The sequence below is a fragment of the Pseudomonas sp. TMW 2.1634 genome, from assembly GCF_001703595.1.
Lineage (GTDB): Bacteria > Pseudomonadota > Gammaproteobacteria > Pseudomonadales > Pseudomonadaceae > Aquipseudomonas > Aquipseudomonas fragi.
Genome location: NZ_CP016849.1, coordinates 4,301,214 through 4,325,353 on the forward strand (window position 1 = coordinate 4,301,214; position 24,140 = coordinate 4,325,353).

The window sequence follows — 24,140 nt, forward strand, 5'->3', positions numbered from 1 at the left end:
TCTGACTGGAGTCGTTATGGTTGACCGGCACGACTATGTGGCCCTTGAGTGGGTTAAAGGCGAAATTGCCCACACCCTGAAGCAGGCCCGCGCGGCGCTGGAGACCTATGCGCTGCAACCGGCGGCGGCGCCACTGGAGCAATGCCTGGCCTGCATTCATCAGGTGCATGGCAGCTTGCTGATGGTTGAGTTCTACGGCGCGGCCTTGCTGGCCGAAGAGATGGAGCAACTGGTGATTGCCCTGCAGCAAGGCCGAGTCAGCCAGGTTGATGAAGCCCTGCGCCTGTTGCAGCAAGCCTTCAGCCAATTGCCGTTGTATCTGGACCGCGTCCACAGTGCCCGGCGCGACTGGCCTCTGGTGGTGTTGCCGCTGCTCAACGATTTGCGCAGCGCCCGTGGCCAGGCCCTGCTGTCGGAAACCAGCCTGTTCAGCCCGCCCTTGCAGGTGGTGCCCGCCCTGGATGCGGAGGCCCTGGCCCACTTGCAGCCTGAAGATTTGCCGCGCGAATTGCGTGCGCTGCGCCATAGCCTGCAGGCCGCATTCCTGGGCTTGCGCCGTGGCGAAGCGGTGCAGGTCAACCTGGAAATCATGGCGGGAGTGTTCGCCAATCTTCAAAGCCTGTGCCAGGGCTCGCCGCTCAATGCCCTGTGGAAAATTGCCGCTGCGCTGGTCGACGGCATGCTCAAAGGCCGGGTGCCCAATAGCCCGGCCCTGCGCAGCCTGCTGAAAAAATCTGACAGGGAGCTCAAGCGCCTGCTGGCACAGGGCATCGAGGCCATCAATCAGCCAGCCCCCGAAGAACTGCTGACCAGCCTGCTGTTTTATATTGCCAAGGCCGAGCACCCGACCACGAAAATGCTCGCGCTGAAAAACCACTACGAGCTGGACCAGGCCATGCCCGATGCGGCGATGGTCGATGAGGAACGGGCGCGCCTGGCCGGCCCTGACCGCGACGCCATGCGCTCGGTGGTGGCCGCGCTGTGCGAAGAACTGGTGCGGGTCAAGGAACGCCTTGACCTGTTTGTGCGCAGTGACCGCCTGCATGTCTCGCAGTTGAGCAGCCTGATGGCGCCGCTGCGCCAGATTGCCGACACCTTGGCCGTGCTGGGGTTCGGGCAGCCGCGTAAAGTCATCATCGATCAACTGGCGGTGCTGCAAAGCCTGGCCCAGGGCCAGCGCGAACCCACCGATGCGGTGTTGATGGATGTGGCTTCGGCCCTGCTGTATGTCGAAGCCACCCTGGCGGGCATGGTCGGCAGCGTCGAGCCTTCGCAGCGCGAAGAAAGCCGCTTGCCCACCACCGACCTGATGCAGATTCACCAATTGGTGATCAAGGAAGCGCGCATCGGTCTTGAAGAAGTCAAAGACCTGATCGGCGATTACCTGGCGGCTGACCACGACCGCCAGCACCTGCAGCCTGTGCCCGCGCTGTTGACGCAAATCCGCGGTGCGCTGGCGATGATTCCCCTTAATCGCGCGGCCAGCTTGCTGCAAGCCTGCAATCAATATGTGAACGAGTGTTTGGTGCAAGGCCCCGGCCAGCCCGCGGATGAGCAGCTTGATCACCTGGCCGATGCACTGGTCAGCATCGAGTATTACCTGGAGCGTCTGGCCCAAGACCCTGGCGCTTCGAGCGAACAGGTGCTGGATCGAGCGGAAAATAGCCTGGCCGAGCTGGGCTATGCGCCAGCGGTAAAGCCCGTGGCGTTGCCCGATGACAGCCCCGGGCACCCAGCGCAACGGCTGATGCCCGATCTGCAGGCGCAAAGCCTGGCCGATGCCCTGGCCAGCCCGCTGTCGGCGCTCAACCCGCCGGCGCAGCACATGCCTGCCAGTTTGCTGCCACCGCCGGTCGATGAGGCGCCGTTGGACGAAGAACTGCTGGAAGTGTTTCTCGAAGAAACGGACGAAGTCCTGATCACCCTGCACGACTGCCTGCCGCAATGGGCCGCCAACCCGGCGGACAGTGCTGCGCTGGCCGAGTTGCGGCGTGGCTTTCATACCCTTAAGGGCAGCGGGCGCATGGTGCGTGCGCTGGTGCTGGCGGAGCTGGCGTGGGCGGTCGAAAACCTGCTCAACCGGGTGATCGAGCGCAGCGTGGCAGCGTCTGCGCAGATCTTCCAGCTGCTTGAAGACGTGCTGGTCATGCTGCCTGAGTTGATCCAGGCGTTTGCCGAGCAAAGCCAGCGCCAGCGCGAAGACGTCGACCAACTGGCCGCACGCGCCCAGCGCCTGGCCAAAGGCGAGCCGCAACCGCTGCTGATCGCCCAGGACTCCAGCAGTTTCGACCCCCAGTTGCTGGATATCTTTCGCCAGGAAGCACAAAGCCACCTGGAGCGCCTCGACCGTTTTCTGGACCAGGCCCGGGTACATAGGCCATTGCACGCCAGTGACGATTTGCAGCTGGCCATGCATACCCTCAAAGGCAGCGCGCACATGGCGGGCGTGGTGCCGATGGCCGAACTGGCCGCGCCGCTGGACCACCTGGTGCGTGAATACAAGGCGCACACCCTGGCCCTGGGCGCGGAAGAAATTGACCTGCTGCAGGAGGCTGGCACTTTGCTGCATGCGGGGCTCAAGCAACTGGACAGCGATCCGCTGGCCGAGATACAGGGCGCGCGGTCACTGATCGAGCGCACCGAGCAGTTGATCGCCAGCCGCCTGGATACCTTGCTCAACAGCCCTGCGAGCAACTGGGTGGCCAAGCGTGACCCGCAGCGCACGGCCGAGTTTCTGGGCGAAAGCATGGACATCCTGTTCGATGCCCAGGAGCTGCTGAAAACCTGGCACCAGAACCCCCATGAGCGCGATGGCCTGGACACCTTGCTGGACCAGTTGACCACCCTGGGCGAGTCTGCCCACCTGCTCGACTTGCAGCCGATGGATGCGCTGTGCGAAGCCTTGCTGGACCTCTATGGCGCGGTTGAAGAAAGCAGCCTGGCGCCCAGCGAGCGGTTTTTCGAGGCGGCCGATGACGCCCATGAAGCGCTGATCAACATGCTCGACCAGTTGGCCGCGGGGCAGGAGATCACCCCGCAGCCGCAATTGGTCCAGACCCTGCACGCCTTGCTGCACGAGGGGCTGGCGCCCGATGCCACGGGGCTGATTCGCCGTGATGGCGGGCAGGCAACCGAGCTGGGCGCGGCCACCGAGCAATTGGGGGGCGGCCAGGATGAGGATTTCGACGAGGAAATCGTCGAGATTTTCCTCGAAGAGGCGGTGGATATCCTCGAGAGTGCCGCGCAGGCCCTGCAGCGCTGGCTCAGTACGCCCGACAGCCTGGCATCACTGTCGTCCCTGCAGCGTGACTTGCACACCCTCAAGGGCGGTGCGCGCATGGCCGGCATCGAGCCGATAGCCGAATTGGCCCATGAGCTTGAACACTTGTACGAAGGCCTGCTGGACCGGCGCCTGAGTGACAGCCCGGCACTGGCTCGCCTGCTGGAGCGCAGCCACGAACAGCTGGCGCTGATGCTTGAAAAACTGCTGCACAAGCAACCGTTGAGCGAACCTTATGAACTGATCGAGGCCATTCGCGGCTTTCGTTTGTACAGTGCAGCCCTGCCAGCGCCCGGCAGTGTTGCCCCGCAAGCGCCACCGAGCAATGAAGATCCGCAGTTGCAGGACATCTTCCTCGATGAAGCCTTCGATATCCTCGAAAGTTCGGGTGCGGCCCTGGCACGCTGGCAAGCCGAGCCGCAGAACCATCTTGAAGTGGAAAACCTGCTGCGCGACCTGCACACCCTCAAAGGCGGAGCGCGGATGGTGGAAGTCGCCGCGATTGGCGATTTTGCCCACGAACTTGAAACCCTTTTTGAAGATATTTCGATAGGCACCATCACCCCCAGTGATGAGCTGTTTGTGTTGTTGCAGCGCTGCCACGACCAGCTGGCGCAGATGTTTGACGCACTGCGCAGTGGCCAGTCGCTGCCTTCGCCTTCGGTGCTGATCGAGAAGATCCGCCAGATTGAGCGCAACGCCCGGCAGGCGCCCGCCGCCCCGGTCAAGCCAGAGCCCGCACCGGCGCCGCTGCCCGAAGGTGAACGCACCGGGCTGGACACCCTCAAGGTGCCGGCCGAGCTGCTGGAAGACCTGGTCAACCTGGCGGGCGAAGCCTCGATCATTCGCGGGCGCGTGGAGCAGCAGGTCAACGACGGTCAGGTCGCCCTCAACGAAATGCAGACCACCCTTGAGCGCATGCAGGACCAACTGCGGCGCCTCGACAGCGAAACCCAGGGCCGACTGTACAACCGTGCACACACCGAAGCCGATGGCGTGGCCTACGACGAATTCGACCCGCTGGAAATGGACCGCCATTCCCTGCTGCAGCAACTGTCACGCGCCCTGTTCGAGTCGGCCTCCGACTTGCTCGACCTCAAGGCCACCCTGACGGCACGCTACCAGGACGCCCACGGCCTGCTGCAAAAGCAGGCGCGGGTGAACACGCAACTGCAAGAGGGCTTGATGGGCACGCGCATGGTGCCATTCGAGCGGGTATTGCCGCGCCTCAAGCGCGTGGTGCGCCAGGTGGCCAGCGAGTTGGGCAAACAGGTTGAATTCAGCGTGATCAATGCCGAGGCCGAAATCGACCGCAACGTGCTGGAGCGTATGGTCGCGCCCCTGGAACATATGCTGCGCAACGCCGTCGACCACGGCCTGGAACCCGCCGACGTGCGCCATGCCAGCGGCAAGCCGGAGCAGGGGCTGATCAGCCTGGAGCTGTCTTACGAGGGTGGCGACGTGGTCTTTGACATGCACGACGATGGTGCTGGCGTGCCGCTGGAAGCCGTGCGCCGCAAAGCCATCCTGCGCGGCTTGCTGGACCCCGAAGTGAGCATCAGCGACCGCGAGGTGCTGCAGTTCATCCTGCAGCCGGGGTTCTCCACCGCCGAAAAAATCACCCAGATCTCCGGGCGTGGCGTCGGCATGGACGTGGTACACGAAGAGGTGCGGCAGTTGGGCGGCAGCATGACCATCGACTCGGTGGCCGGGCAGGGCGTGCATTTTCAGATTCGCCTGCCGTTCAGCGTATCGCTCAACCGTGCGTTGATGGTTCAGTGCGCGGACGAACAATACGCCATTGCCCTGGACACCGTTGAAGGCATCGTGCGTGTCATGCCCAACGAACTGGAGGGCTACTACCAGCTCAACCCGCCGCTGTATCACTACGGCGGGCAAACCTACGAACTGCGCTACCTGGGCGAGTTGCTGCAAACTGTGGGCAAACCCAAGCTGGTGGGCGAAAGCCATTCGCTGCCGGTGCTGCTGGTGCATTGCCAGGACCAGCGCGTAGCGTTGCAGGTGGATGCGCTGGCGGGTTCGCGGGAGATTGTGGTCAAGAGCCTCGGCCCACAGTTTACCGGGGTGCAGGGCCTGTCGGGCGCTACCATTCTGGGCGACGGGCGGGTGGTGCTGATCCTCGATCTGTTGGCCTATATCCGTGCCCACCAGGCGCGCCAGCCGTTGCAGCGGGCGCATCATGAAGCCGTCGGCGCACTGGAATTCACCCCGGCGGTGCGTCCGCCGCTGGTGCTGGTGGTGGACGACTCGGTCACCGTGCGCAAAGTCACCAGCCGCCTGCTGGAGCGTAATGGCATGAACGTCATCACGGCCAAGGACGGGGTCGATGCCATGAGCGTGCTTGAAGAACACACCCCTGACCTGATGCTGCTGGACATCGAAATGCCGCGCATGGACGGTTTTGAAGTGGCCACCCGCGTGCGCAACGACCCGCGCCTCAAGGACCTGCCGATCATCATGATTACCTCGCGCACCGGGCAAAAGCACCAGAACCGGGCGATGGCCATTGGCGTCAACGATTACCTGGGCAAGCCGTATCAAGAGTCGGTGTTGCTGGAACGCATCGCCTACTGGAGTAACTTCCATGCTTGACCATCGCGTGGGCAGCCTGACCGCCCTGTTGCTGCCCCTGGCCGACCGTTACCTGCTGCTGCCCAACGTCGCCATCGCCGAACTGATCGGCTGGCAGCGCGGCGAACCCAGCAGTGACTCCCCGCCCTGGCACCTGCGCCAGATCACCTGGCGCGACCACCAACTGCCGCTGATCAGCTTTGAAGCCGCCTGCGGCGGGCCGCTGGTGATCGGTGAGCGGGCGCGGATCGTGATCCTCAACACCCTGGGCGGTGACCCGGATTTCAAATTCATGGCGATGGTGGTTCAGGGCATCCCGCGTTCCTACAAAGTCGACAGCCAACTGAGCTTCGTCGACGTACCGCTGAGCCCGTTGGAGCGCGCGGCGGTACAAGTGGGCGATCATGTGGCGAAAATCCCGGACTTGCTGGCGCTGGAAAGGCTGGTGCGGGGCAGCACGGATTAAGCAGCACTTGTGGGAGCGGGCTTGCTCGCGAGAGCAGCACCGCGGTTTAACTGACTGACCGCATCGCCTGCATCGCGAGCAAGCCCGCTCCCACAGGTGAAGCTCGATCAGCCTCCAAACCAGTGCATGCCCAGGCTTGCACTGAGCAGGCCCAGCGCGACGCCCGCCCTCAGCAGGTTCAGTGGCTTTGTGCTTTTCAAGCCAGCCTGCACCGAACCACGTCAGTGCCGAACACGACAGCAGTTTGGCCTCAGCGCAAAGTTGTAGAAAATCTCCCAGCGATGGGGCGAGACTCAACGGGTGATCCTTCAGGCGCAATGCGCTCGGGATTGTCTCGGAAAGCTCGGGCAAGGGAGAGGGATTGGTCGTATCCGGGCCCACACATAGAACTTGATCAGTCCTTAAAAGGGACTTGTCGCTCCCTTTTTGGGACTCCATGACGAGGTCGTGGAACAGCGGGTGTTCTTGTAGTCGCTGACGAGGCACGAGGCTGCGATGGGCTGCGCAGCGGCCCCGGCGTTTTGAAGGGCCTGGCAGCCCTTATCGCAGCCTCGTGCCTCGTCAGCGACTACATAAAGCTGCGTGTCGGTCATATTGCTCGACCAACGCCGCATTGCCCTTTAACTTCGCAACCCTGACCCTTATCTCGTAACCAGGTGACACAGTCGCACTCTCGGCTTTTGAGGATTTTGCACATGTATCACGGGGAGAAACTCAACGCCTGGACCCATCTGGTGGGTGCCGTGGCGGCAGCAGTGGGCAGTATCTGGTTGTTGGTAATGGCCTGCCTCGATGGCAGCCCGCAGAAGATTGTCAGTGTGGCCATCTACGGGGTCACGCTGGTGTTGCTGTACAGCGTTTCGACCGTGTACCACAGCGTGCGCGGGCGCTCGAAGGTGATCATGCAGAAGTTCGATCACCTCTCCATTTACCTGTTGATCGCCGGCAGTTACACGCCGTTTTGCCTGGTCACGCTGCACGGGCCCTGGGGCTGGTCGTTGTTCGGGATCGTCTGGGGCATGGCGGTGATCGGCATGCTGCAGGAGATCAAGCCACGTTCTGAAGCCCGCATCCTGTCCATCGTGATTTATGCCGTGATGGGCTGGATTGTGCTGGTGGCGGTCAAGCCGTTGCTGGCGGCGCTGGGCACCGCCGGCTTCATCTGGCTGGCCACTGGCGGGGTGATGTACACCGTGGGGATCATCTTTTTTGCCCTCGATCACCGTCTGCGCCATGCCCACGGCATCTGGCACCTGTTCGTGATCGCCGGCAGCCTGCTGCATTTTGTGGCCATCGCGCATTATGTGATCTGACTCAGGGCAACTGCGCCTCGGGCTTGGGCTTTTGGGTGTCGCTGCGGATCTGCGCGTGGCTGATCAGGGCAAAGATAAAACTGCCACCGATGATATTGCCGGCCAGGGTAGGGCCGGCAAAGATCAGCCAGAAGTCCTTCCAGGGCAACTCGCCCGCAAATACCAGATACGACACCTCGGCGGTACCGACCACGATATGGGTGAAGTCGCCCAGGGCCATCAGGTAGGTGATAAGGATGATGATCCACATCTTGGCGCTTTCCATGGACGGGATCATCCACACCATCGTGGCAATCATCCAGCCCGAGATGATGCCCTTGGCGAACATCTGGCTGGCGTCGTTTTCCATGACCTTGCGGCCGATCTCCAGGAAGGCCTTGTCGGTCTGCGTGTCGAAAATCGGCAAATGCAGCATCACATAAGCCACCAGCAGGGTGCCCATCAGGTTGCCCACCAGCACCACCGTCCAGAGCCGCAGCAGGCGCCCGACGTTCTTGAGCGTGGGTTTGCTCATGATCGGCAGCACGGCGGTCAGGGTGTTTTCGGTAAACAGCTGCTGACGGGACAGGATGACCGCCAGAAACCCCGCGCAGTAGCCGAAGCTGGCGATAACCTTGAAGCCTTCAGCGCTGGGCAGGCGCGAATTGAGCAAGCCCATAGCCATCAGCGACAGGCCCATCGTCAGCCCGGCGGCCAGTGCCGACCAGAACAGCGCGGCGATGCTGCGTTCCAGTTCCTGATCGCCCTGCTGGCGGATGATTTCGTGCAGCACCGCGGCGCGCGGTGGCTGGTTCTTGATGACGTCGTGCTCTTCTTCAGCCGACAGGTTGGGGGTCTTGCCTGATTTTTGAGTGTCCATAAGGCTCCAGAACCGTTGGCGTGTGGATGTACGACACGCATGGACTGTAGCTGTTCACTCAAAACCCGTAGTCGCTGCCGAAGGCTGCGAAGGGGCCGATGGGCCTTCAATTAAACGGGTTGCTGCGCAACCCTTCGCAGCCTGCGGCAGCGACTACACAGGTCAGGCATCAAGCCTGGTTGTCATCCTGGAACTGGTCCTTGACGTATTTGATCTCGGTGCGCCCGTGCGGCGCCGGCAGGCCGTCTTCACCCAGGTTGACGAAAACCATCTTGTCCACAGTCAGGATGCTTTTGCGGGTGATCTTGTTGCGCACTTCGCAGGTCAGGGTGATCGAGGTGCGGCCGAACTCGGTGGCGGTGATGCCCAGTTCGATGATGTCGCCCTGGCGCGAGGCACTGACAAAGTTGATTTCGGAGATGTACTTGGTCACCACACGCTGGTTGCCCAATTGAACGATGGCGTAAATCGCCGCTTCTTCGTCGATCCAGCGCAACAGGCTGCCACCAAAGAGGGTGCCGTTGGGGTTGAGGTCTTCGGGTTTAACCCATTTGCGGGTGTGAAAATTCATATTCGCTCCTGACCGTCTTGACTTGGATGCCGACCATGATGTCAGACACCGGCACTCAGCTCTATTGAGCTTCGACTATGGTCTCGATTAAGCAAATAAAAATGCCGCGGATAAACCCTTGGGAACATCGGCGCGGATGGCTATAATCACCCCCGCTTCAAAACGGTCATATTTACCCAGTACCGTTCCCGCCACCTGTCCGAGGGGCGCTGCAGCAGGTTCAACCTGTCAGGCTCGGATGGGGCGTTGTTTGTTCAGGGCTCCCTGTTCAGGCACTAAACGCACAACGGCGCCCATTCGCGATTAAACGAATGGAGGCTCTTGATGAGCGCTGTAAACACGCCTGCAGGTTTTAACGACTTTAAAGTCGCCGATATGTCCCTCGCCCAGTGGGGCCGTCGCGAAACCTTTATCGCCGAGTCCGAAATGCCGGCCCTGATGGGTCTGCGCCGCCGTTATGCCGCAGAACAACCGCTCAAGGGCGCGAAGATTCTGGGCTGCATCCACATGACCATCCAGACTGCCGTACTGATCGAAACCCTGGTTGCCCTGGGTGCCGAAGTGCGTTGGTCGTCGTGCAACATCTTCTCGACTCAGGACCAGGCCGCTGCCGCTATCGCTGCTGCCGGTATCCCGGTGTTCGCCTGGAAAGGCGAAACTGAAGAAGAGTACGAGTGGTGCCTGGAGCAAACCATCCTTAAAGATGGCGAGCCATGGGATGCCAACATGATCCTCGACGACGGCGGCGACCTGACCGAGCTGCTGCACAAGAAATACCCGGCCATGCTGAAAAAGATCCACGGCGTGACTGAAGAAACCACCACCGGTGTTCACCGTCTGCTGGACATGCTGGCCAAAGGCGAGCTGATGATCCCTGCGATCAACGTGAACGACTCGGTCACCAAAAGCAAAAACGACAACAAGTACGGCTGCCGTCACAGCCTGAACGATGCCATCAAGCGTGGTACTGACCACCTGCTGTCCGGCAAGCAAGCACTGGTTATCGGCTACGGTGACGTGGGCAAGGGCTCGTCTCAGTCCCTGCGCCAGGAAGGCATGATCGTTAAAGTGTCCGAAGTTGACCCGATCTGCGCCATGCAAGCGTGCATGGACGGCTTTGAAGTGGTTTCGCCGTTTATCAACGGCCAGAACGACGGCACCGCTGCCAGCATCGACGCTGCGCTGCTGGGCAAGATCGACCTGATCGTGACCACTACCGGTAACGTCAACGTGTGCGACAAGAACATGCTGGCTGCGCTGAAAAAACGCGCGGTAGTGTGCAACATCGGTCACTTCGACAACGAAATCGACACCGCTTTCATGCGCAAAAACTGGGCATGGGAAGAAGTGAAGCCACAGGTTCACAAGGTTCACCGTACTGGCCTGGGCGAATTCGACCCACAGAACGACGACTACCTGATCCTGCTGGCCGAAGGCCGTCTGGTTAACCTGGGCAACGCCACAGGTCACCCAAGCCGCATCATGGATGGTTCGTTCGCCAACCAGGTACTGGCGCAGATCTTCCTGTTCGCGCAGAAATACGCTGACCTGCCGGCCGAGCTGCAAGCCGAGCGTCTGACCGTAGAAGTACTGCCGAAGAAGCTGGACGAAGAAGTAGCCCTGGAAATGGTTCGCGGCTTCGGCGGCGTGGTCACCCAACTGACCAAGCAACAGGCTGACTACATCGGCGTTACCGTCGAAGGCCCGTTCAAGCCAGAAACCTACCGCTACTGATTGGATCAGACTGTCCGCTCCCTTGTGGGAGCGGGCTTGCTCGCGATTCAGGCGCCGTGGTTTGCCAGGCAGACCGCGACGTTACCTTTGCAGCAAGCCAGCTCCTGCATGGAATGCGTCCGGCTTTCGAATTGCCAAGGATTTGACCATGTCTCAAGATCGTCGTTTCAGCTTCGAGTTCTTCCCGACCAAGACCGATGCTGGACATGAAAAGCTGATGAACACGGCTCGCCAACTGGCGACCTACAACCCCGATTTTTTCTCCTGCACCTACGGTGCCGGTGGCTCGACCCGCGATCGCACGATCAATACCGTGCTGCAGCTGGAGAGCGAAGTAAAAGTCCCTGCGGCGCCGCACCTGTCGTGCGTGGGTGACAGCAAGGCCGATTTGCGCGGCCTGCTGGCCCAGTACAAGGCCGCGGGCATCAAGCGCATCGTTGCGCTGCGTGGCGACCTGCCTTCAGGCATGGGCATGGCCAGCGGCGAACTGCGCTACGCCAATGACCTGGTGAGCTTCATTCGTGAAGAAACCGCCGACCACTTCCATATCGAAGTGGCTGCGTACCCGGAAATGCACCCGCAAGCGCGCAACTTCGAAGACGATATCAACAACTTCGTGCGCAAGGCCCATGCTGGCGCTGACAGTGCCATTACCCAGTACTTCTTTAACGCCGACAGCTACTTCCGTTTTGTCGAGCGCGTGGAAGCGGCGGGCGTGATGATCCCTATCGTGCCGGGCATCATGCCGATCACCAACTACAGCAAGCTGGCGCGTTTTTCTGATGCGTGTGGCGCTGAAATCCCGCGCTGGATCCGCAAGCAACTTGAAGCCTACGGCGACGATACGCAGAGCATCCAGGCGTTTGGTGAGCAGGTTATCAGCGAAATGTGCGAGCGCCTGCTCGACGGCGGCGCCCCGGGGTTGCACTTCTACACCCTGAACCAGGCTGATCCGAGCCTGGCGATCTGGAACAACCTCAAGCTGCCGCGCTGATCTGCCTTTGTGGGAGCGGGCTTGCCCGCGATGGCATCGCTGCGGTCTGTCAAGGAATCGCGTCGCCGGCATCGCGAGCAAGCCCGCTCCCACAAGGCTTAGGGCTCCTGGAGTTATCCATCACCTCCATTAGCCGTTGGGCAGCATGAAATCGGCGCGCCGTGATTGCTCTGTTATACTCCGGGTTTTCCGCCAGGCTTACGCCCGGCCGCTCGTCCTTGTACAAGCCACTCAACCCCGCTACTGCGCAGCTCTTGCCCGCGCGAGCGGTGCGAATGAGCCTTGTGGACTGGAGCAGGACCGGACGGGATTGCGTCATCTTAAACGCCATTCACGCCAGGCAAGACTATCCCTTTGGGCCAAGCCCTAACTAGAACAGGATTTCTCATGTCCTTTGCTTCCCTCGGTCTCTCCGAGGCTTTAGTCCGCGCCATTGAAGCTGCGGGCTATACCGAGCCTACTCCGGTGCAACAGCGGGCCATTCCCGCCGTGTTGCAAGGTCGCGACCTGATGGTTGCGGCTCAGACAGGTACTGGTAAAACCGGCGGCTTCGCTCTTCCGATTCTGGAAAAGCTGTTTCCCAATGGCCACCCGGACAAATCCCAGCGCCACGGCCCACGCCAACCCCGCGTGCTGGTCCTGACTCCTACCCGCGAACTCGCCGCCCAGGTGCACGAGAGCTTCAAGCTCTATGCCCGCGACTTGAAGTTCGTCAGCGCTTGCGTATTCGGCGGTGTGGGTACCAACCCGCAGGTTCAGGCCCTGGCCCGCGGTGTCGACGTACTGGTTGCCTGCCCGGGTCGTTTGCTCGACCTGGCCGGCCAAGGCAGCGTTGACCTGTCCCACGTTGAAATCCTGGTGCTCGACGAAGCCGACCGGATGCTCGACATGGGCTTCGTCCATGACGTGAAAAAAGTCCTCGCCCGTCTGCCGTCCAAGCGTCAGAACCTGCTGTTTTCGGCGACGTTCTCCAAGGACATCACCGACCTGGCCGGTAAACTGCTGCGCAACCCGGAACGCATCGAAGTTACGCCACCGAACACCACGGTCGAGCGTATCGAACAGCGCGTTTTCCGCCTGCCTGCCACGCACAAGCGTGCCCTGCTGGCGCACTTGATCACCGCTGGCGCCTGGGAACAGGTGCTGGTGTTCACGCGTACCAAGCACGGCGCCAACCGCCTGGCCGAGTACCTGGACAAACACGGCCTCAGCGCTGTGGCCATCCACGGTAACAAGAGCCAGAACGCCCGGACCAAGGCCCTGGCCGACTTTAAAGCCGGTTCCGTACGCATCCTGGTAGCCACCGATATCGCCGCTCGCGGCCTGGATATCGACCAGTTGCCACACGTGGTCAACTTCGAGCTGCCAAACGTCGACGAAGACTACGTTCACCGTATCGGCCGTACTGGCCGTGCCGGTCGTTCGGGCGAAGCGATCTCGCTGGTGGCTCCGGACGAAGAAAAACTGCTGAAAAGCATCGAGCGCATGACCAAGCAGAAAATCGCCGATGGCGACCTGATGGGTTTTGACGCCAGCAGCGTTGAGGCCGAGAAGCCAGAAGTGCGCGAGCGTCCGGATGTGCGTAACCCGCGCAACCCACCGCGCGGCCCGCGTGGCGATGGCCCGGGTAATGGCGGCGGCGGTGGCCGCAAGGACAAGGGCAAGGAAAAGAGCAAAGAGAAGCCGGCAGCTGCTCGCAGCGAGCGTCCAGCTCGTGAGCAAAAGCCACGCGAAGCTCAGCCTGCCCGTGAACAGCGTCAGCCAACCCCGCGTGCCGACGCCAACCGCGCGCCGGACGAGTTCCGGGATGACGATGTGGATAACTTTGGTAACCGCGCTGATTACGTCAGCCCGTACCAGAACAAGAACAACCAGAGCCGTGGTCGTCGTCCGGGGGCTCCGGCCCAGGGCACGGGCGCTGCGCCAGCTGGTCGTACCGGTGGCCGCCAGAACGGTCCGCGCACCGGCAGCGGTGCCAGCACGGGCACTCCGCCTGCCAAGCGCAGCGGGCCACGCAGTGGTGCTCCGCGTGACGGCCAGGCCCGTCGCGAAAACCGCCCGGCCCGTGACGATGCCCGTCAAGAGCCAGCGGTAAAAGGCCCACGCGAGAACCAGCCGAAGATCATGCACAAAGAGTCGAAAAGCGATCGCTTCCCGACGCCTGAGCAGCTCGATCAACTGCCGAACCGTCCTCGTGGCGAGAAGCCAGCGCTGTTGACGCGTAACCGCTAAAAATTGTGGGAGCGGGCTTGCTCGCGATTCAGGCACCTCGGGTTAACGGCTACACCGAGGCGATCCAATCGCGAGCAAGCCCGCTCCTACGACGGCACACAAAAAAACGCCCCGGCTTTCACAAGCCGGGGCGTTTTTTTTAGCCGTATAAAAGCGCTATTACTTGGCTTTCACGCCTTCCAGCGAGATATCCAGGCTCAGGGTCTGGTCCTTGCTTGGGGACTTGATGCCGAAATCCTGCAGGTTGATGCTGGTGGTCGCATTGAAACCAGCACGCTCGCCGCCCCACGGATCCTTGCCTTCACCGTTGAACGTTGCCTTGAAGGTTACAGGCTTGGTCACACCGTGCAGGGTCAGGTCGCCTGTCACGTCAGCTGTATTTTCGCCAGTCGGCACAACCTTGGTCGACTTGAAGGTTGCTTCCGGGTACTTGCTCACGTCCAGGAAATCTTTGCTGGCGATGTGCTTGTCACGTTCGGCGTGGTTGGAAAACAGGCTGGCGGTTTTCAGGGTTACGTCAATCTTGCTGTCGGCAGGTTTGGCTGCATCCCACGAGAAAGTGCCGCTCCAGTCCTTGAAAGTACCGTGAATGAAGCTGAAGCCCAGGTGGCTGACTTTCCAGTCGATAAAGGCGTGCTGGCCTTCTTTGTCGATGGTGTAGTCAGCAGCCATGGCCTGACCTGCGGTCAGCATTGCAGTACCGAGAGCCAGCGCAGCGAGGGTCTTTTTCAACATGCGTTCTATTCCTTTTGAGTTGAGGTTGAGCATCAGGCTTTGCGCCCCAGCATACGAGTCAGGGTCGCATCACGATCAATAAAGTGGTGTTTCAAAGCAACCAGACCATGAAGCCCTGCAAAAATGACCACGGCCCATGCCAGATACAGATGCACGACACCCGCCACATCGGCCTGGTCAGGCAGGTTGGAAATCAGAGCAGGCACTTCAAACAGGCCGAAAACCGGGATGCCCACGCCTTCAGAGGTGGAAATCAGGTAACCGGCGATCATCACGGCAAACAAACCCAGATATAAAAAACCATGCCCGAGTTTGGCACCGATTCGTGTTGCCCGGCTGTAACTGGCCAGTGCCGGTGGTGCCGGGCTGAACCAGATCCATACAACGCGTAGCAGCATTACAGCGAATAGCGTCAGACCAATGCTTTTATGCAGGTCAGGCGCTTCTTTGCGCCAAGGGCTGTAGTAGTCCAGACCGACCATCCACAAACCCAGTGCGAACAACCCGAACACCGCCAACGCAACAGACCAGTGCATGAAGATGCTGACGGCACCATAGCGAGAAGAAGAGTTACGTAGCTGCATGACCAACATCCTGTAGGAACTTGGGCCTAAGACTAATGGTTTACCTATCGATTGAAAGCGCATTTTTTTGCTGCAAGCTATCGATAAATACGATCTGAAGCCTGAGAGTCAAACGTTAAGCAAACGTTAACAATATTTGTGTTGCCTGTGGGTGTCCAAGGTCGTCTTTGAATACAGAGTAAACGTAATAGGTTGTTACACGCCTGCGCATTGCATAGGCTTGCACTCTTGTTTGCCCGCACACGCCGGGAGCCAGCGCCAGGAGAGTGGAAATGGGCCTGAATAACCAGTGGATGCAACGCGACCTTGCCGTGTTGTGGCATCCCTGCACCCAAATGAAAGATCACGAACAACTGCCCTTGATCCCGATCAAACGCGGCGAAGGCGTGTGGCTGGAAGACTTTGAAGGCAAGCGCTACCTCGATGCCGTGAGCTCCTGGTGGGTCAACGTGTTTGGCCACTGCAACCCGCGAATCAACCAGCGCATCAAGGATCAGGTCGATCAGTTGGAGCATGTGATCCTTGCAGGTTTCAGCCACCAGCCGGTGATCGAGCTGTCCGAGCGCCTGGTCAAGATGACACCTGCAGGCCTGACCCGTTGCTTCTATGCCGATAACGGTTCGTCGTGCATCGAAGTCGCGCTGAAGATGAGCTTTCACTACTGGCTCAACCGCGAGCAGCCGAACAAAAAGCGCTTCGTGACCCTGACCAACAGCTACCACGGCGAAACCATGGCCGCGATGGCGGTGGGCGATGTGCCCTTGTTCACCGAGACATACAAGGCGTTGCTGCTCGACACCATCAAGGTGCCAAGCCCCGACTGCTACCTGCGCCCTGAGGGCGTGAGCTGGGAAGCGCATTCGCGCACGATGTTCTTGGCGATGGAGCAGACGCTCGCCGAAAATCACGAGACGGTGGCTGCGGTGATCGTCGAGCCGCTGATCCAGGGCGCTGGCGGCATGCGCATGTACCACCCGGTGTACCTCACGCTGCTGCGTGAGGCCTGTGATCGTTACGGCGTGCACTTGATCCTCGATGAAATCGCCGTGGGCTTTGGCCGCACCGGCACCATGTTCGCCTGCGAGCAGGCGGGCATTACGCCGGACTTCCTGTGCCTGTCCAAGGCCCTGACCGGTGGCTATTTGCCGTTGGCTGCCTGCATGACCACGGACGAGGTGTACAGCGCGTTCTACGACGACTACCCGACCTTGCGCGCCTTCCTGCATTCCCACAGCTACACGGGCAATCCGCTGGCTTGTGCAGCTGCATTGGCCACGCTGGATATTTTCGAAGAAGACAACGTCATCGAAAACAACAAGGCCCTGGCACAACGTATGGCGAGTGCGACGGCGCACCTGGCAGACCATGCCCATGTCTCGGAAGTACGTCAGACCGGTATGGTGCTGGCCATTGAAATGGTTCAGGACAAGGCCAGCAAAACCGCCTACCCGTGGCAGGAGCGCCGCGGGCTGAAAGTCTTCCAGCACGCCCTGGAGCGCGGTGCGTTGTTGCGTCCGCTGGGCAGCGTGGTGTATTTCTTGCCGCCATACGTGATCACCCCCGAGCAGATCGACTTTTTGGCCGAAGTGGCGAGTGAAGGGATCGACATCGCGACCCGCAGCGACATCAGCGTGGCCGTGCCGTCGAACTTCCACCCGGACTTCCGCGATCCGGGTTAAACCGGGCCGTACTGTATCTCCTGTGGGAGCGGGCTTGCTCGCGATGCAGGCTGCGCGGTGTGTTTGAATCACCGCGTAGATACAATCGCGAGCAAGCCCGCTCCCACATTAGCACCCGAATTTTCAGAGAATATAAATGAGATTGTCCCGCTTCTTTATCGACGCCCCCTTGAGTCTCGGTGAGCACGAACTGCCTGAAGCCCAGGCGCATTACATTGGCCGCGTGCTGCGCATGGCCGAGGGCGATGCCCTACAAGTGTTCGACGGCTCGGGTCAGGAGTTTCTGGGGCGTTTGCTGGAAGTCGGCAAAAAACGCGTGCGTGTGCTGCTCGACGAAACCTTTGCCGGGCAAGTCGAGTCGCCCCTGGCCATCCACCTCGGTCAGGGCCTGTCCCGTGGCGAGCGCATGGACTGGGCGATTCAGAAGGCCACTGAGCTGGGTGTGACTGAAATCACCCCGATCATGAGCGAGCGCTGCGAAGTGCGGCTCAAGGACGAACGCGCCGACAAGCGCCTGGCCCACTGGCGGCAAGTGGCGATCAGCGCCTGTGAGCAATGCGGTCGTTCGCGGGTGCCGGTGATTCATCCGCCGGTGTTGCTGGGCGACTGGATCAAAACCACTGAGGCCGACCTCAAGCTGGTGCTGCACCCGGTATCCGAGCCCCTGGCCAGTCACGCCAAGCCTGCGCGCCTGGCGTTTTTGATCGGCCCCGAAGGCGGTTTGACCGACAACGAAATCGATCAGGCCCAGGCCGCCGGCTACCAGCCTGCACGCCTTGGCCCACGGGTACTGCGTACCGAAACCGCACCTGTGGTAGCCCTGGCCGTGGCGCAGCAGTTGTGGGGCGATTTCTAAGTTCTTTTGCTTTTGTGGGAGCGGGCTTGCTCGCGATGGGATCGACGCGGTTATTCAGACAAACCGCGGCGCATGCATCGCGAGCAAGCCCGCTCCCACAAAGGCGAGGCCTTCACTCCCGTAAAGCATCCGAGAAGATTTCGCTCGCTTGCACCTTTCAGCTTCACACCTACTCCACCGGATCACTGACCGGCGTGGCGATGATCTGCTTCAGTTCAGCGGTCATCGGGAATTCCAGGTTCAGGCCATTGGGCGGGATCGGTTGTTCGAACCAGCGCTGGTAAATGCCGGTGATTTCCCCGGACTGATACAGGTCGGCCAGGGTCTTGTTGACCACGGCCAGGAACTGCGGGTCGTCCTTGCGCACCATGCAGCTGTAGATTTCCCGGGATTGCTCATCTCCTACAACTACCCATTTGTGCGGATCACGGGCTTTGGCCCGCTCGCCGTAGAGCAGCGCATCGTCCATATAAAACGCCACGGCGCGACCGGTTTCGAGCATCTTGAAGGCTTCACCATGATCTTTGGCGCTGATCACGTTCATGCCCATTTTGTGGTCGGCGCTGTAGCTTTTGATAAAGCGCTCGTTGGTGGTGCCCGCTGTTGTCACCACGTTTTTGTCGCGCAAATCATCGAAGCCCTTGATGCCGCTGTCCTTGGCGGTCAGCAGTTGGCCTTTGACGTAAATAAACCCATAGGAAAATGCCACCTGCTTTTGCCGTTCGGCGGTCACGCCGGTTGAGCCGCATTCCAGGTCGACCGTGCCGTTCTGCACCAGCGGGATGCGGGTTTGCGAGGTCACCAGGTTGTATTTGATCTTCAGCGGCTTGCCGCCCACTTGCTGCTGGACGCGCTCGACGATCTTGTTGGCCAGCTCCACCGAATAGCCCATGGGCTTGCCGCTGTTATCGCCGACATAGGAGAACGGCACCGATGCATCGCGATAACCCAGGGTAATACTTCCCGAGTCGGCAATTTTTTTCAGCGTGCCCTGCAGCGGGGCTTCGTTGGCGTGTACGGTATGGCTTATCAGCAGGCCCAGGGTGCAACCGATCAAGGTCAGTTTTTTCATTGTTGTTTTCCCCTCACTCAGATTAATGACGAACTGCAATCACGCTGATTTCCACCCGTACTTCTGCCCGCGCCAGCTCCGCCTGCAGGGTGGTGCGGGTGGGGGCCTTGCCTGCCGATAGCCAGGCTGACCACACGGCGTTCATCGCCGCAAAGTCGCGCTGGATGTTTTGCAGGTAAATGGTGGCATTAACGATGTGGTCTTTGTCGCTGCCAGCTTCGGCCAATAGGGCGTCGATCTTGCTCAGCACTTCCTGGGTCTGCGCCGTAATGTCCTCGCTTTGCGTGGGCACCTGTCCGGACAGAAATACCAGGGCTTCAAACGTTGCGGCGGCGCTCAAACGGTCATTGCTGTTGATGCGTTGAATGGTCATAGGGCTTTCCTTCTGGACGGGCTGGCGCACTCAGGCGGCCAGGCCTTGCATGTCAATGGAGGTTTTGCGTTGTGCAATCAGCTCGCTGAGCAAGCGCCCGCTGCCGCAGGCCAGGGTGAAGCCCAGGGCGCCGTGGCCCAGGTTGAGCCACAGGTTGCGATAACCGCTGGCACCCAGGATGGGCACGCCGCTGGGGGTTGCAGGGCGCATGCCAGCCCATTCGATGGCAGTTTGATAGTTGCCCGCATCCGGGAAGGTGCTGCTGGCCAGTTGGCGCATTTGCGCCAGGCGCCTGGGGTCTGGTGCGGGGTCGAAGCCGACGATGTCGACCATCGCGGCGATGCGCAGTTGTTCGCCGATACGCGCGTAGACAATTTTTCGGTCGTAGTCGGTGATGCTTACGTGTGGTGCCTTTTGCGGGTCGGTCAGCGCCAACGTGAGGCTGTAGCCCTTGAGCGGGTACAGAGGCAAGTGCAGCCCCGGCAAGCGCAGGGCCGGGCTGTTGTGCCCGGCGGCGAGCACCAGTTGGTCCACGGGCAGCACTTCGTTGCCCATTTCCACTGCTTCTACGGCACCGTTGGCGTGACGAAGGCGGGTGACGGTCTTGCCCAGCATAAAGGTGCAACGGCCACTGGCCTGCAGGCGGGCGGCCAGTTGCTGACAGAACGCATGGCAATCACCGACTTCTTCACTGGGGGTGTAGATACCGCCGACAAATGCCGAGCCTTGCAGGCCGGGTTCCAGGCTGGCGCACTCGCCGGCAGTCAGGGCCTGTTGAAATGAGCTGTGGATAACTTTTTTGCGGGCCTTTTCAAAGTTGCCGCGTTCACGGAACGCCACCAGTTTGCCGTTGCGCTGCCAGGCGAAACCGTCGAGCTGATCTTCTTCGCGCCATTGCTGCAGCGTGGCCTGGCTGAGCAACGCCAGGCGCAGCAAATGTGCTCCATTACGCTGGTTCACCGAGCCACGGCAGGCAGCAACAAACGAGGCCAGCCAGCGCCATTGGGCCGGGTCCATGCGTGGGCGCAGCTTGAGGGGCGAATCACCGCGCAACATCCAGCCCATTGCTTGCCACGGCACGCCGGCATCGGCCAGCGGTGCTACATAGCGGTAGGAAAGTTGGCCGCCATTGGCGAAGCTGGTCTGGCTGCCCAGGGTCGGCCGGGCCTCGATAACCGTCACTTCAAAGCCGTCGCGCACCAGGGCATACGCTGTGGCCAGCCCGATGACGCCCCCGCCGATGATGCAAACTCGCTGTGCCATGTCAGTCCTTACCCTTGTTGTTCGGGCTTCAGATTAGGGGCAGGTGACAGGCGGCGAACAATGAATAAAGATGGTCCTCCCATAAACAAAGGTTATGGACTGCTGCCATGCGCTTGCGTCATATCGAAGTGTTCCAGGCGATTCGCCAAACCGGTTCTGTGAGTGCGGCTGCGCAGTTGCTGCATGTGTCGCAGCCTGCGGTGAGCAAGGTGCTGCAACACGCTGAGCAGCGCTTGGGCTTCCCGCTGTTTTTGCGCGTGCGTGGCAAGTTGCAGCCCACTCCCGAGGCGCTGTTGCTGGAGCGCGAAGTCGACAAGGTGACCGAAAGCCTGCAAGGCGTGCAGCGCCTGGCCCAAAGCCTGCGCCGTGAGCCGGGCCAGCGTTTGCGGATCGGCAGTACGCCGGCGCTGGCTTTGGCGCTGTTGCCGCCGGTGATCAGTGAGTGGACGCGGCGTTACCCCGATATCAACTGTGAGCTGGCCAGTGCCCATAGTCGGGAACTGGTGCAAAACCTGTTGATGCGCGAGCTGGATGTGGCCTTGACCTTCAAGTTGCCTGATCACCCCGGGCTCAAGGCTCGGGCATTGGCCCACGGTGTGCTGGTGGCGCTGGCTCCGCGGGGGTATTGGGCGGATGAAAGCGAAGGCCTGCCACTGGCCCTGAATGAGTTGGCGGATGCGCCGTTGATCGGGTTGAGCAGTGCCGATCCGCTGTTTGCCCGCCTGGACAATTACCTGCAGGCGGTGGAGCCGCCACCACGCATCAGCATTGCGGTGCAGACCTATTCACTGGCGCGGGCGATGGTGGAGTCGGGTGCGGGGTTGGCGGTGATCGATCCGTTTACGGCGTTGGGTGCATCGCGGGGGAGTACGGTGATCCGGCCCTTGAGCCCGGCGCTGCCGATTACGCTGTATGCGCTGACCCGGGCCGATGAGGCTCCGGCGCATACGCTGGAAGGGTTGCTGCAACTGTTCGCAGAGCATGCCAGTGAACAGTTGCAGCGGTTGGCGGGTTGATAACGCGATCTAACCGTGTGGGAGCGGGCTTGCTCGCGATACAGACGGCGCGGTTTTATTGTTGAACCGCATCGATACCATCGCGAGCAAGCCCGCTCCCACAGGTGGGGCGGGAGTTACTTCGGCAAGGCGTACACCACCACCTGATCGCCCACCTGATCTTTCAGGATCGAGTTGCCACCCGCCACAAACGCCACATACTGCCGGCCCTTGTATTCATAGACGGCGGGGTTGGCGACTGCAGGGGCCATGACGATATCCGACCACAGCTCCTTGCCGTCCTCCAGGGAGTAAGCGCGCACCTTGGCATCCATCGACGCACCGATAAACACCAGGCCACCTGCGGTCACCGCAGGACCACCAATGGTCGGTGAACCCATGCTTTCAGGCATGTACCAGCCCCACTGCTGCACGGCACCCATCGGCCGACGCCATTTCACGTCACCGGTGTTCATGTTGATGGCCACGATTTCACCGAAAGGCGGTGCCCAGCACGGCATGCCTGCCCAGTTCTGCGCATTGAGCAAACTCATGCCATATGGCGCGCCGATCTGTGGGTAGAAGCCGTTTTCGTTGCCAGAATCTTTAGGCTGTTTGTCGTAGGAAGCACGATCCCACAGCTTGATCATCTGCACGATGTGCGAGGTGTTGACGATCGCCACCTGACTCACCGGGTCAAACGCTACGCCGCCCCACTGCACACCACCTGCGCTGTCCGGGTAAGCCAGCACGCCGTTGCCCTTGGTGGATGGCGGCGAGTACATGCCGTTGTATTCCAGGCCGTCCCACATTTTGCTGCACTGGCCAAACCCGACGATGTCGGCGATTTTCCAGATGGCCGGTTTTTTCGACTGGTCCAGCAGCGGCGCAGGCTTGGTCGGGAACGGCTGGGTTGGCGAATACACCTCGCCGTCGGCGTCGCCTTTTGGCACCGGGCGTTCTTCGATCGGCCACACGTCTTCGCCGGTGCGGCGGTCAACGGTGAACAGGAAGCCCATTTTGGTCGCTTGCACCAGCGCCGCTACAGGCTTGCCATTGACGGTGATGTCCATCAGCGTCGGCGCAGAGTTGATATCGTAGTCCCACAGGTCATGGTGAACCCACTGACGAGACCAGACGACCTTGCCGGTGTTGATATCCAGCGCGGTGGTCGAGGTGCCCAGCGGAATCGGTTTGGCCCGGTTGCCGCCCCAGTAGTTGGGCGAAGGCGAGGACACAGGGATGTACAGCAAGCCCAACGCCGGGTCATAAGACATCGCCGTCCAGATGTTGGCCGTACCGGTGTTGCCGGCCTCTTCATCGGGGATCGGCTTGAATTCCCACTCCAGCTCGCCGGTACGGGCATTGAGGGCAAACAGCGAGCCCGGTGATTCAACTTCGTATTCCCAATCCTTGCCGGCCCAGCCGACGATCAGCTTGTCGCCGATCACGGTAGGCGGTTGCAGTTGCGACAGCGGCCACTTGGCGTTGACCGTGTTCCATTGGTTGACGTCCACCACGCCGTTTTTGCCGAAACCCTCGCAGGGCTTGCCGGTGTCGGCGTCTACCGCATACAGCTGGGCGGTCATGTTGCCCAGGTACACGACCTTCTGGCAGGCCACGCCCGCTTGCGGGTTTTTTTCCTGCCAGTAGGCCACGCCGCGTGACTTCAGCGCGGGCTGGGTTTCGGCCACCAGGGGCGACTTGGTGTCGTAGGTCCACTTCTCTTTGCCGGTCTCGGGCTCAAGGGCGATGATCCGGTAGAACGGCGTGCCGACGTACAGCGTGTCATTGGCAAAGATGGGGGTAGCGGACCACACCGATGGCGGGATTTTGCCGGTGCCAGTGGACATGTCACCGGTAAAGTACTGCCAGACCTTGGTCAGCTTGCCGACGTTGTCCTTGTTGATTTGAGTCAGGGGCGAGTACTTCTGCGAGCTGAGCTGGCCGTGGAAGCTGTCCCATTCCTTGCCGCTGGGGATCGGAATTTTGGCAGCTTCGGCAGAGATGCTCGACGGAGCCAGCAACGGCGGCGGTACGGTGTAGGTGTCCTGGGCGTAGGCATTGGATACCCCGGCCAGCAAGCACAGCGTCGGAGCTGTCAAAAAGTGCTTCTTGATCCCGTTCATAGCGCGCTCCTTGTTGGCTTGGGGCCAAAGGTTTCGATGACAACACCCACGGCGTAGACCAGCAGGGCAATTACCGTCCACCAACCATGCAGCAGGCTGGAGGCAAATAGGGTGCCGATGACCCCGGCCCAGCCCAGGAACAGCACGAAGTTGCGCAAGCCGCCTGCACCGGTCTTGACCAGCAGCACGCCCAGAACGAACAACACTAATTCGGCAAACATCGTGGTCATCGCTCCGCCGGAGCCCGTCACGCCGGACAGGGGCATAAAGAATCGCCCTGCCGTAATGGCCAGGGCGGCCAGAGCCGCGATGATCATGATATGGGCGCCCAATTGGCGCCTGGGCGGTGCGTAGGCAGCAGAAGTACTCATCCCTTTCTCCTTAGCGATATATACCCGAGGGCATTACGGAAA

The 24,140-nt window shown here is 60.8% G+C and carries 18 protein-coding genes and 1 riboswitch; of the genes, 9 read left to right on the top strand and 9 right to left on the bottom strand.

Annotated features, from left to right (window positions below; translation table 11 throughout):
* Positions 1 to 16: 16 nt before the first annotated feature.
* The 3 genes from BFC21_RS20400 to BFC21_RS20410 all read left to right on the top strand — a co-directional run bounded on the left by BFC21_RS20400 (position 17) and on the right by BFC21_RS20410 (position 7,651).
* Positions 17 to 5,893 (top strand): Hpt domain-containing protein, encoded by a 5,877-nt coding sequence (locus BFC21_RS20400; RefSeq protein ID WP_088378778.1) that lies wholly within the window; start codon positions 17 to 19, stop codon positions 5,891 to 5,893.
* The gene (locus BFC21_RS20405) at positions 5,886 to 6,338 is read left to right on the top strand and encodes a chemotaxis protein CheW (protein ID WP_088378779.1); all 453 of its coding nucleotides are present in this window, start codon (positions 5,886 to 5,888) and stop codon (positions 6,336 to 6,338) included. The genes BFC21_RS20400 and BFC21_RS20405 overlap by 8 nt, the downstream gene beginning before the upstream one ends.
* A gap of 695 nt (positions 6,339 to 7,033) precedes the next feature.
* The gene (locus BFC21_RS20410; protein ID WP_086795678.1) at positions 7,034 to 7,651 is read left to right on the top strand and encodes a hemolysin III family protein; all 618 of its coding nucleotides are present in this window, start codon (positions 7,034 to 7,036) and stop codon (positions 7,649 to 7,651) included.
* Between the two features lies 1 nt (position 7,652).
* On the opposite strand, the gene BFC21_RS20415 is transcribed toward BFC21_RS20410, so the two are convergent.
* Positions 7,653 to 8,510 (bottom strand): formate/nitrite transporter family protein, encoded by an 858-nt coding sequence (locus tag BFC21_RS20415; protein ID WP_016782519.1) that lies wholly within the window; start codon positions 8,508 to 8,510, stop codon positions 7,653 to 7,655.
* 169 nt (positions 8,511 to 8,679) lie between these two features.
* Complete coding sequence (locus BFC21_RS20420; RefSeq protein ID WP_088378780.1) at positions 8,680 to 9,081, bottom strand: acyl-CoA thioesterase; 402 nt, start codon at positions 9,079 to 9,081, stop codon at positions 8,680 to 8,682.
* Positions 9,082 to 9,276: 195 nt separating this feature from the next.
* Positions 9,277 to 9,383: riboswitch (S-adenosyl-L-homocysteine riboswitch) on the top strand.
* A 22-nt stretch (positions 9,384 to 9,405) separates the two neighbouring features.
* Between BFC21_RS20420 and ahcY the strand changes: the two genes are divergently transcribed.
* From ahcY to BFC21_RS20440, 3 genes are all read left to right on the top strand, one after another.
* On the top strand, positions 9,406 to 10,815 hold the full coding sequence (gene ahcY, locus BFC21_RS20425; RefSeq protein WP_088378781.1) for an adenosylhomocysteinase: 1,410 nt from the start codon (positions 9,406 to 9,408) through the stop codon (positions 10,813 to 10,815).
* A gap of 148 nt (positions 10,816 to 10,963) precedes the next feature.
* The gene (gene metF, locus BFC21_RS20430) at positions 10,964 to 11,809 is read left to right on the top strand and encodes a methylenetetrahydrofolate reductase [NAD(P)H] (RefSeq protein WP_016782516.1); all 846 of its coding nucleotides are present in this window, start codon (positions 10,964 to 10,966) and stop codon (positions 11,807 to 11,809) included.
* Between the two features lie 387 nt (positions 11,810 to 12,196).
* The gene (locus BFC21_RS20440) at positions 12,197 to 14,041 is read left to right on the top strand and encodes a DEAD/DEAH box helicase (RefSeq protein WP_095003915.1); all 1,845 of its coding nucleotides are present in this window, start codon (positions 12,197 to 12,199) and stop codon (positions 14,039 to 14,041) included.
* Positions 14,042 to 14,200: 159 nt separating this feature from the next.
* On the opposite strand, the gene BFC21_RS20445 is transcribed toward BFC21_RS20440, so the two are convergent.
* Together BFC21_RS20445 and BFC21_RS20450 are read right to left on the bottom strand one after the other, a co-directional pair.
* Positions 14,201 to 14,776, bottom strand: coding sequence for a YceI family protein (locus BFC21_RS20445; protein WP_088378783.1), 576 nt, complete (start codon positions 14,774 to 14,776; stop codon positions 14,201 to 14,203).
* A 32-nt stretch (positions 14,777 to 14,808) separates the two neighbouring features.
* A complete protein-coding gene (locus tag BFC21_RS20450) occupies positions 14,809 to 15,360 on the bottom strand; it encodes a cytochrome b (RefSeq protein WP_016782512.1) in 552 nt (183 codons plus the stop codon).
* Between the two features lie 272 nt (positions 15,361 to 15,632).
* On the opposite strand from BFC21_RS20450, the gene BFC21_RS20455 reads away from it, so the two are divergent.
* Both BFC21_RS20455 and BFC21_RS20460 read left to right on the top strand, forming a co-directional pair.
* Entirely contained in the window at positions 15,633 to 17,039 is a 1,407-nt protein-coding gene (locus BFC21_RS20455; RefSeq protein WP_088378784.1) for an adenosylmethionine--8-amino-7-oxononanoate transaminase, read from the top strand.
* A 136-nt stretch (positions 17,040 to 17,175) separates the two neighbouring features.
* Entirely contained in the window at positions 17,176 to 17,895 is a 720-nt protein-coding gene (locus BFC21_RS20460; protein ID WP_016782510.1) for a 16S rRNA (uracil(1498)-N(3))-methyltransferase, read from the top strand.
* A 169-nt stretch (positions 17,896 to 18,064) separates the two neighbouring features.
* Here BFC21_RS20460 and BFC21_RS20470 read toward each other — a convergent pair whose 3' ends face one another.
* Genes BFC21_RS20470 through BFC21_RS20480 form a run of 3 tightly spaced genes read right to left on the bottom strand, consistent with a single transcriptional unit; the run spans position 18,065 to position 20,603 of the window.
* Positions 18,065 to 18,967 carry a transporter substrate-binding domain-containing protein gene (locus BFC21_RS20470; protein WP_088378785.1) on the bottom strand — a complete coding sequence of 301 codons (903 nt, stop codon included), beginning with the start codon at positions 18,965 to 18,967 and terminating at the stop codon, positions 18,065 to 18,067.
* Positions 18,968 to 18,989: 22 nt separating this feature from the next.
* Complete coding sequence (locus BFC21_RS20475; protein WP_088378786.1) at positions 18,990 to 19,340, bottom strand: RidA family protein; 351 nt, start codon at positions 19,338 to 19,340, stop codon at positions 18,990 to 18,992.
* Between the two features lie 30 nt (positions 19,341 to 19,370).
* Positions 19,371 to 20,603 (bottom strand): D-amino acid dehydrogenase, encoded by a 1,233-nt coding sequence (locus tag BFC21_RS20480; protein WP_088378787.1) that lies wholly within the window; start codon positions 20,601 to 20,603, stop codon positions 19,371 to 19,373.
* A 107-nt stretch (positions 20,604 to 20,710) separates the two neighbouring features.
* Between BFC21_RS20480 and BFC21_RS20485 the strand changes: the two genes are divergently transcribed.
* On the top strand, positions 20,711 to 21,619 hold the full coding sequence (locus tag BFC21_RS20485) for a LysR family transcriptional regulator (protein ID WP_088378788.1): 909 nt from the start codon (positions 20,711 to 20,713) through the stop codon (positions 21,617 to 21,619).
* Positions 21,620 to 21,735: 116 nt separating this feature from the next.
* On the opposite strand, the gene BFC21_RS20490 is transcribed toward BFC21_RS20485, so the two are convergent.
* Both BFC21_RS20490 and BFC21_RS20495 read right to left on the bottom strand, forming a co-directional pair.
* Positions 21,736 to 23,727 carry a pyrroloquinoline quinone-dependent dehydrogenase gene (locus BFC21_RS20490; protein WP_088378789.1) on the bottom strand — a complete coding sequence of 664 codons (1,992 nt, stop codon included), beginning with the start codon at positions 23,725 to 23,727 and terminating at the stop codon, positions 21,736 to 21,738.
* Positions 23,724 to 24,098, bottom strand: coding sequence for a hypothetical protein (locus BFC21_RS20495; protein WP_088378790.1), 375 nt, complete (start codon positions 24,096 to 24,098; stop codon positions 23,724 to 23,726). Before BFC21_RS20495 ends, BFC21_RS20490 begins: the two co-directional genes overlap by 4 nt.
* Between the last annotated feature and the right edge of the window lie 42 nt (positions 24,099 to 24,140).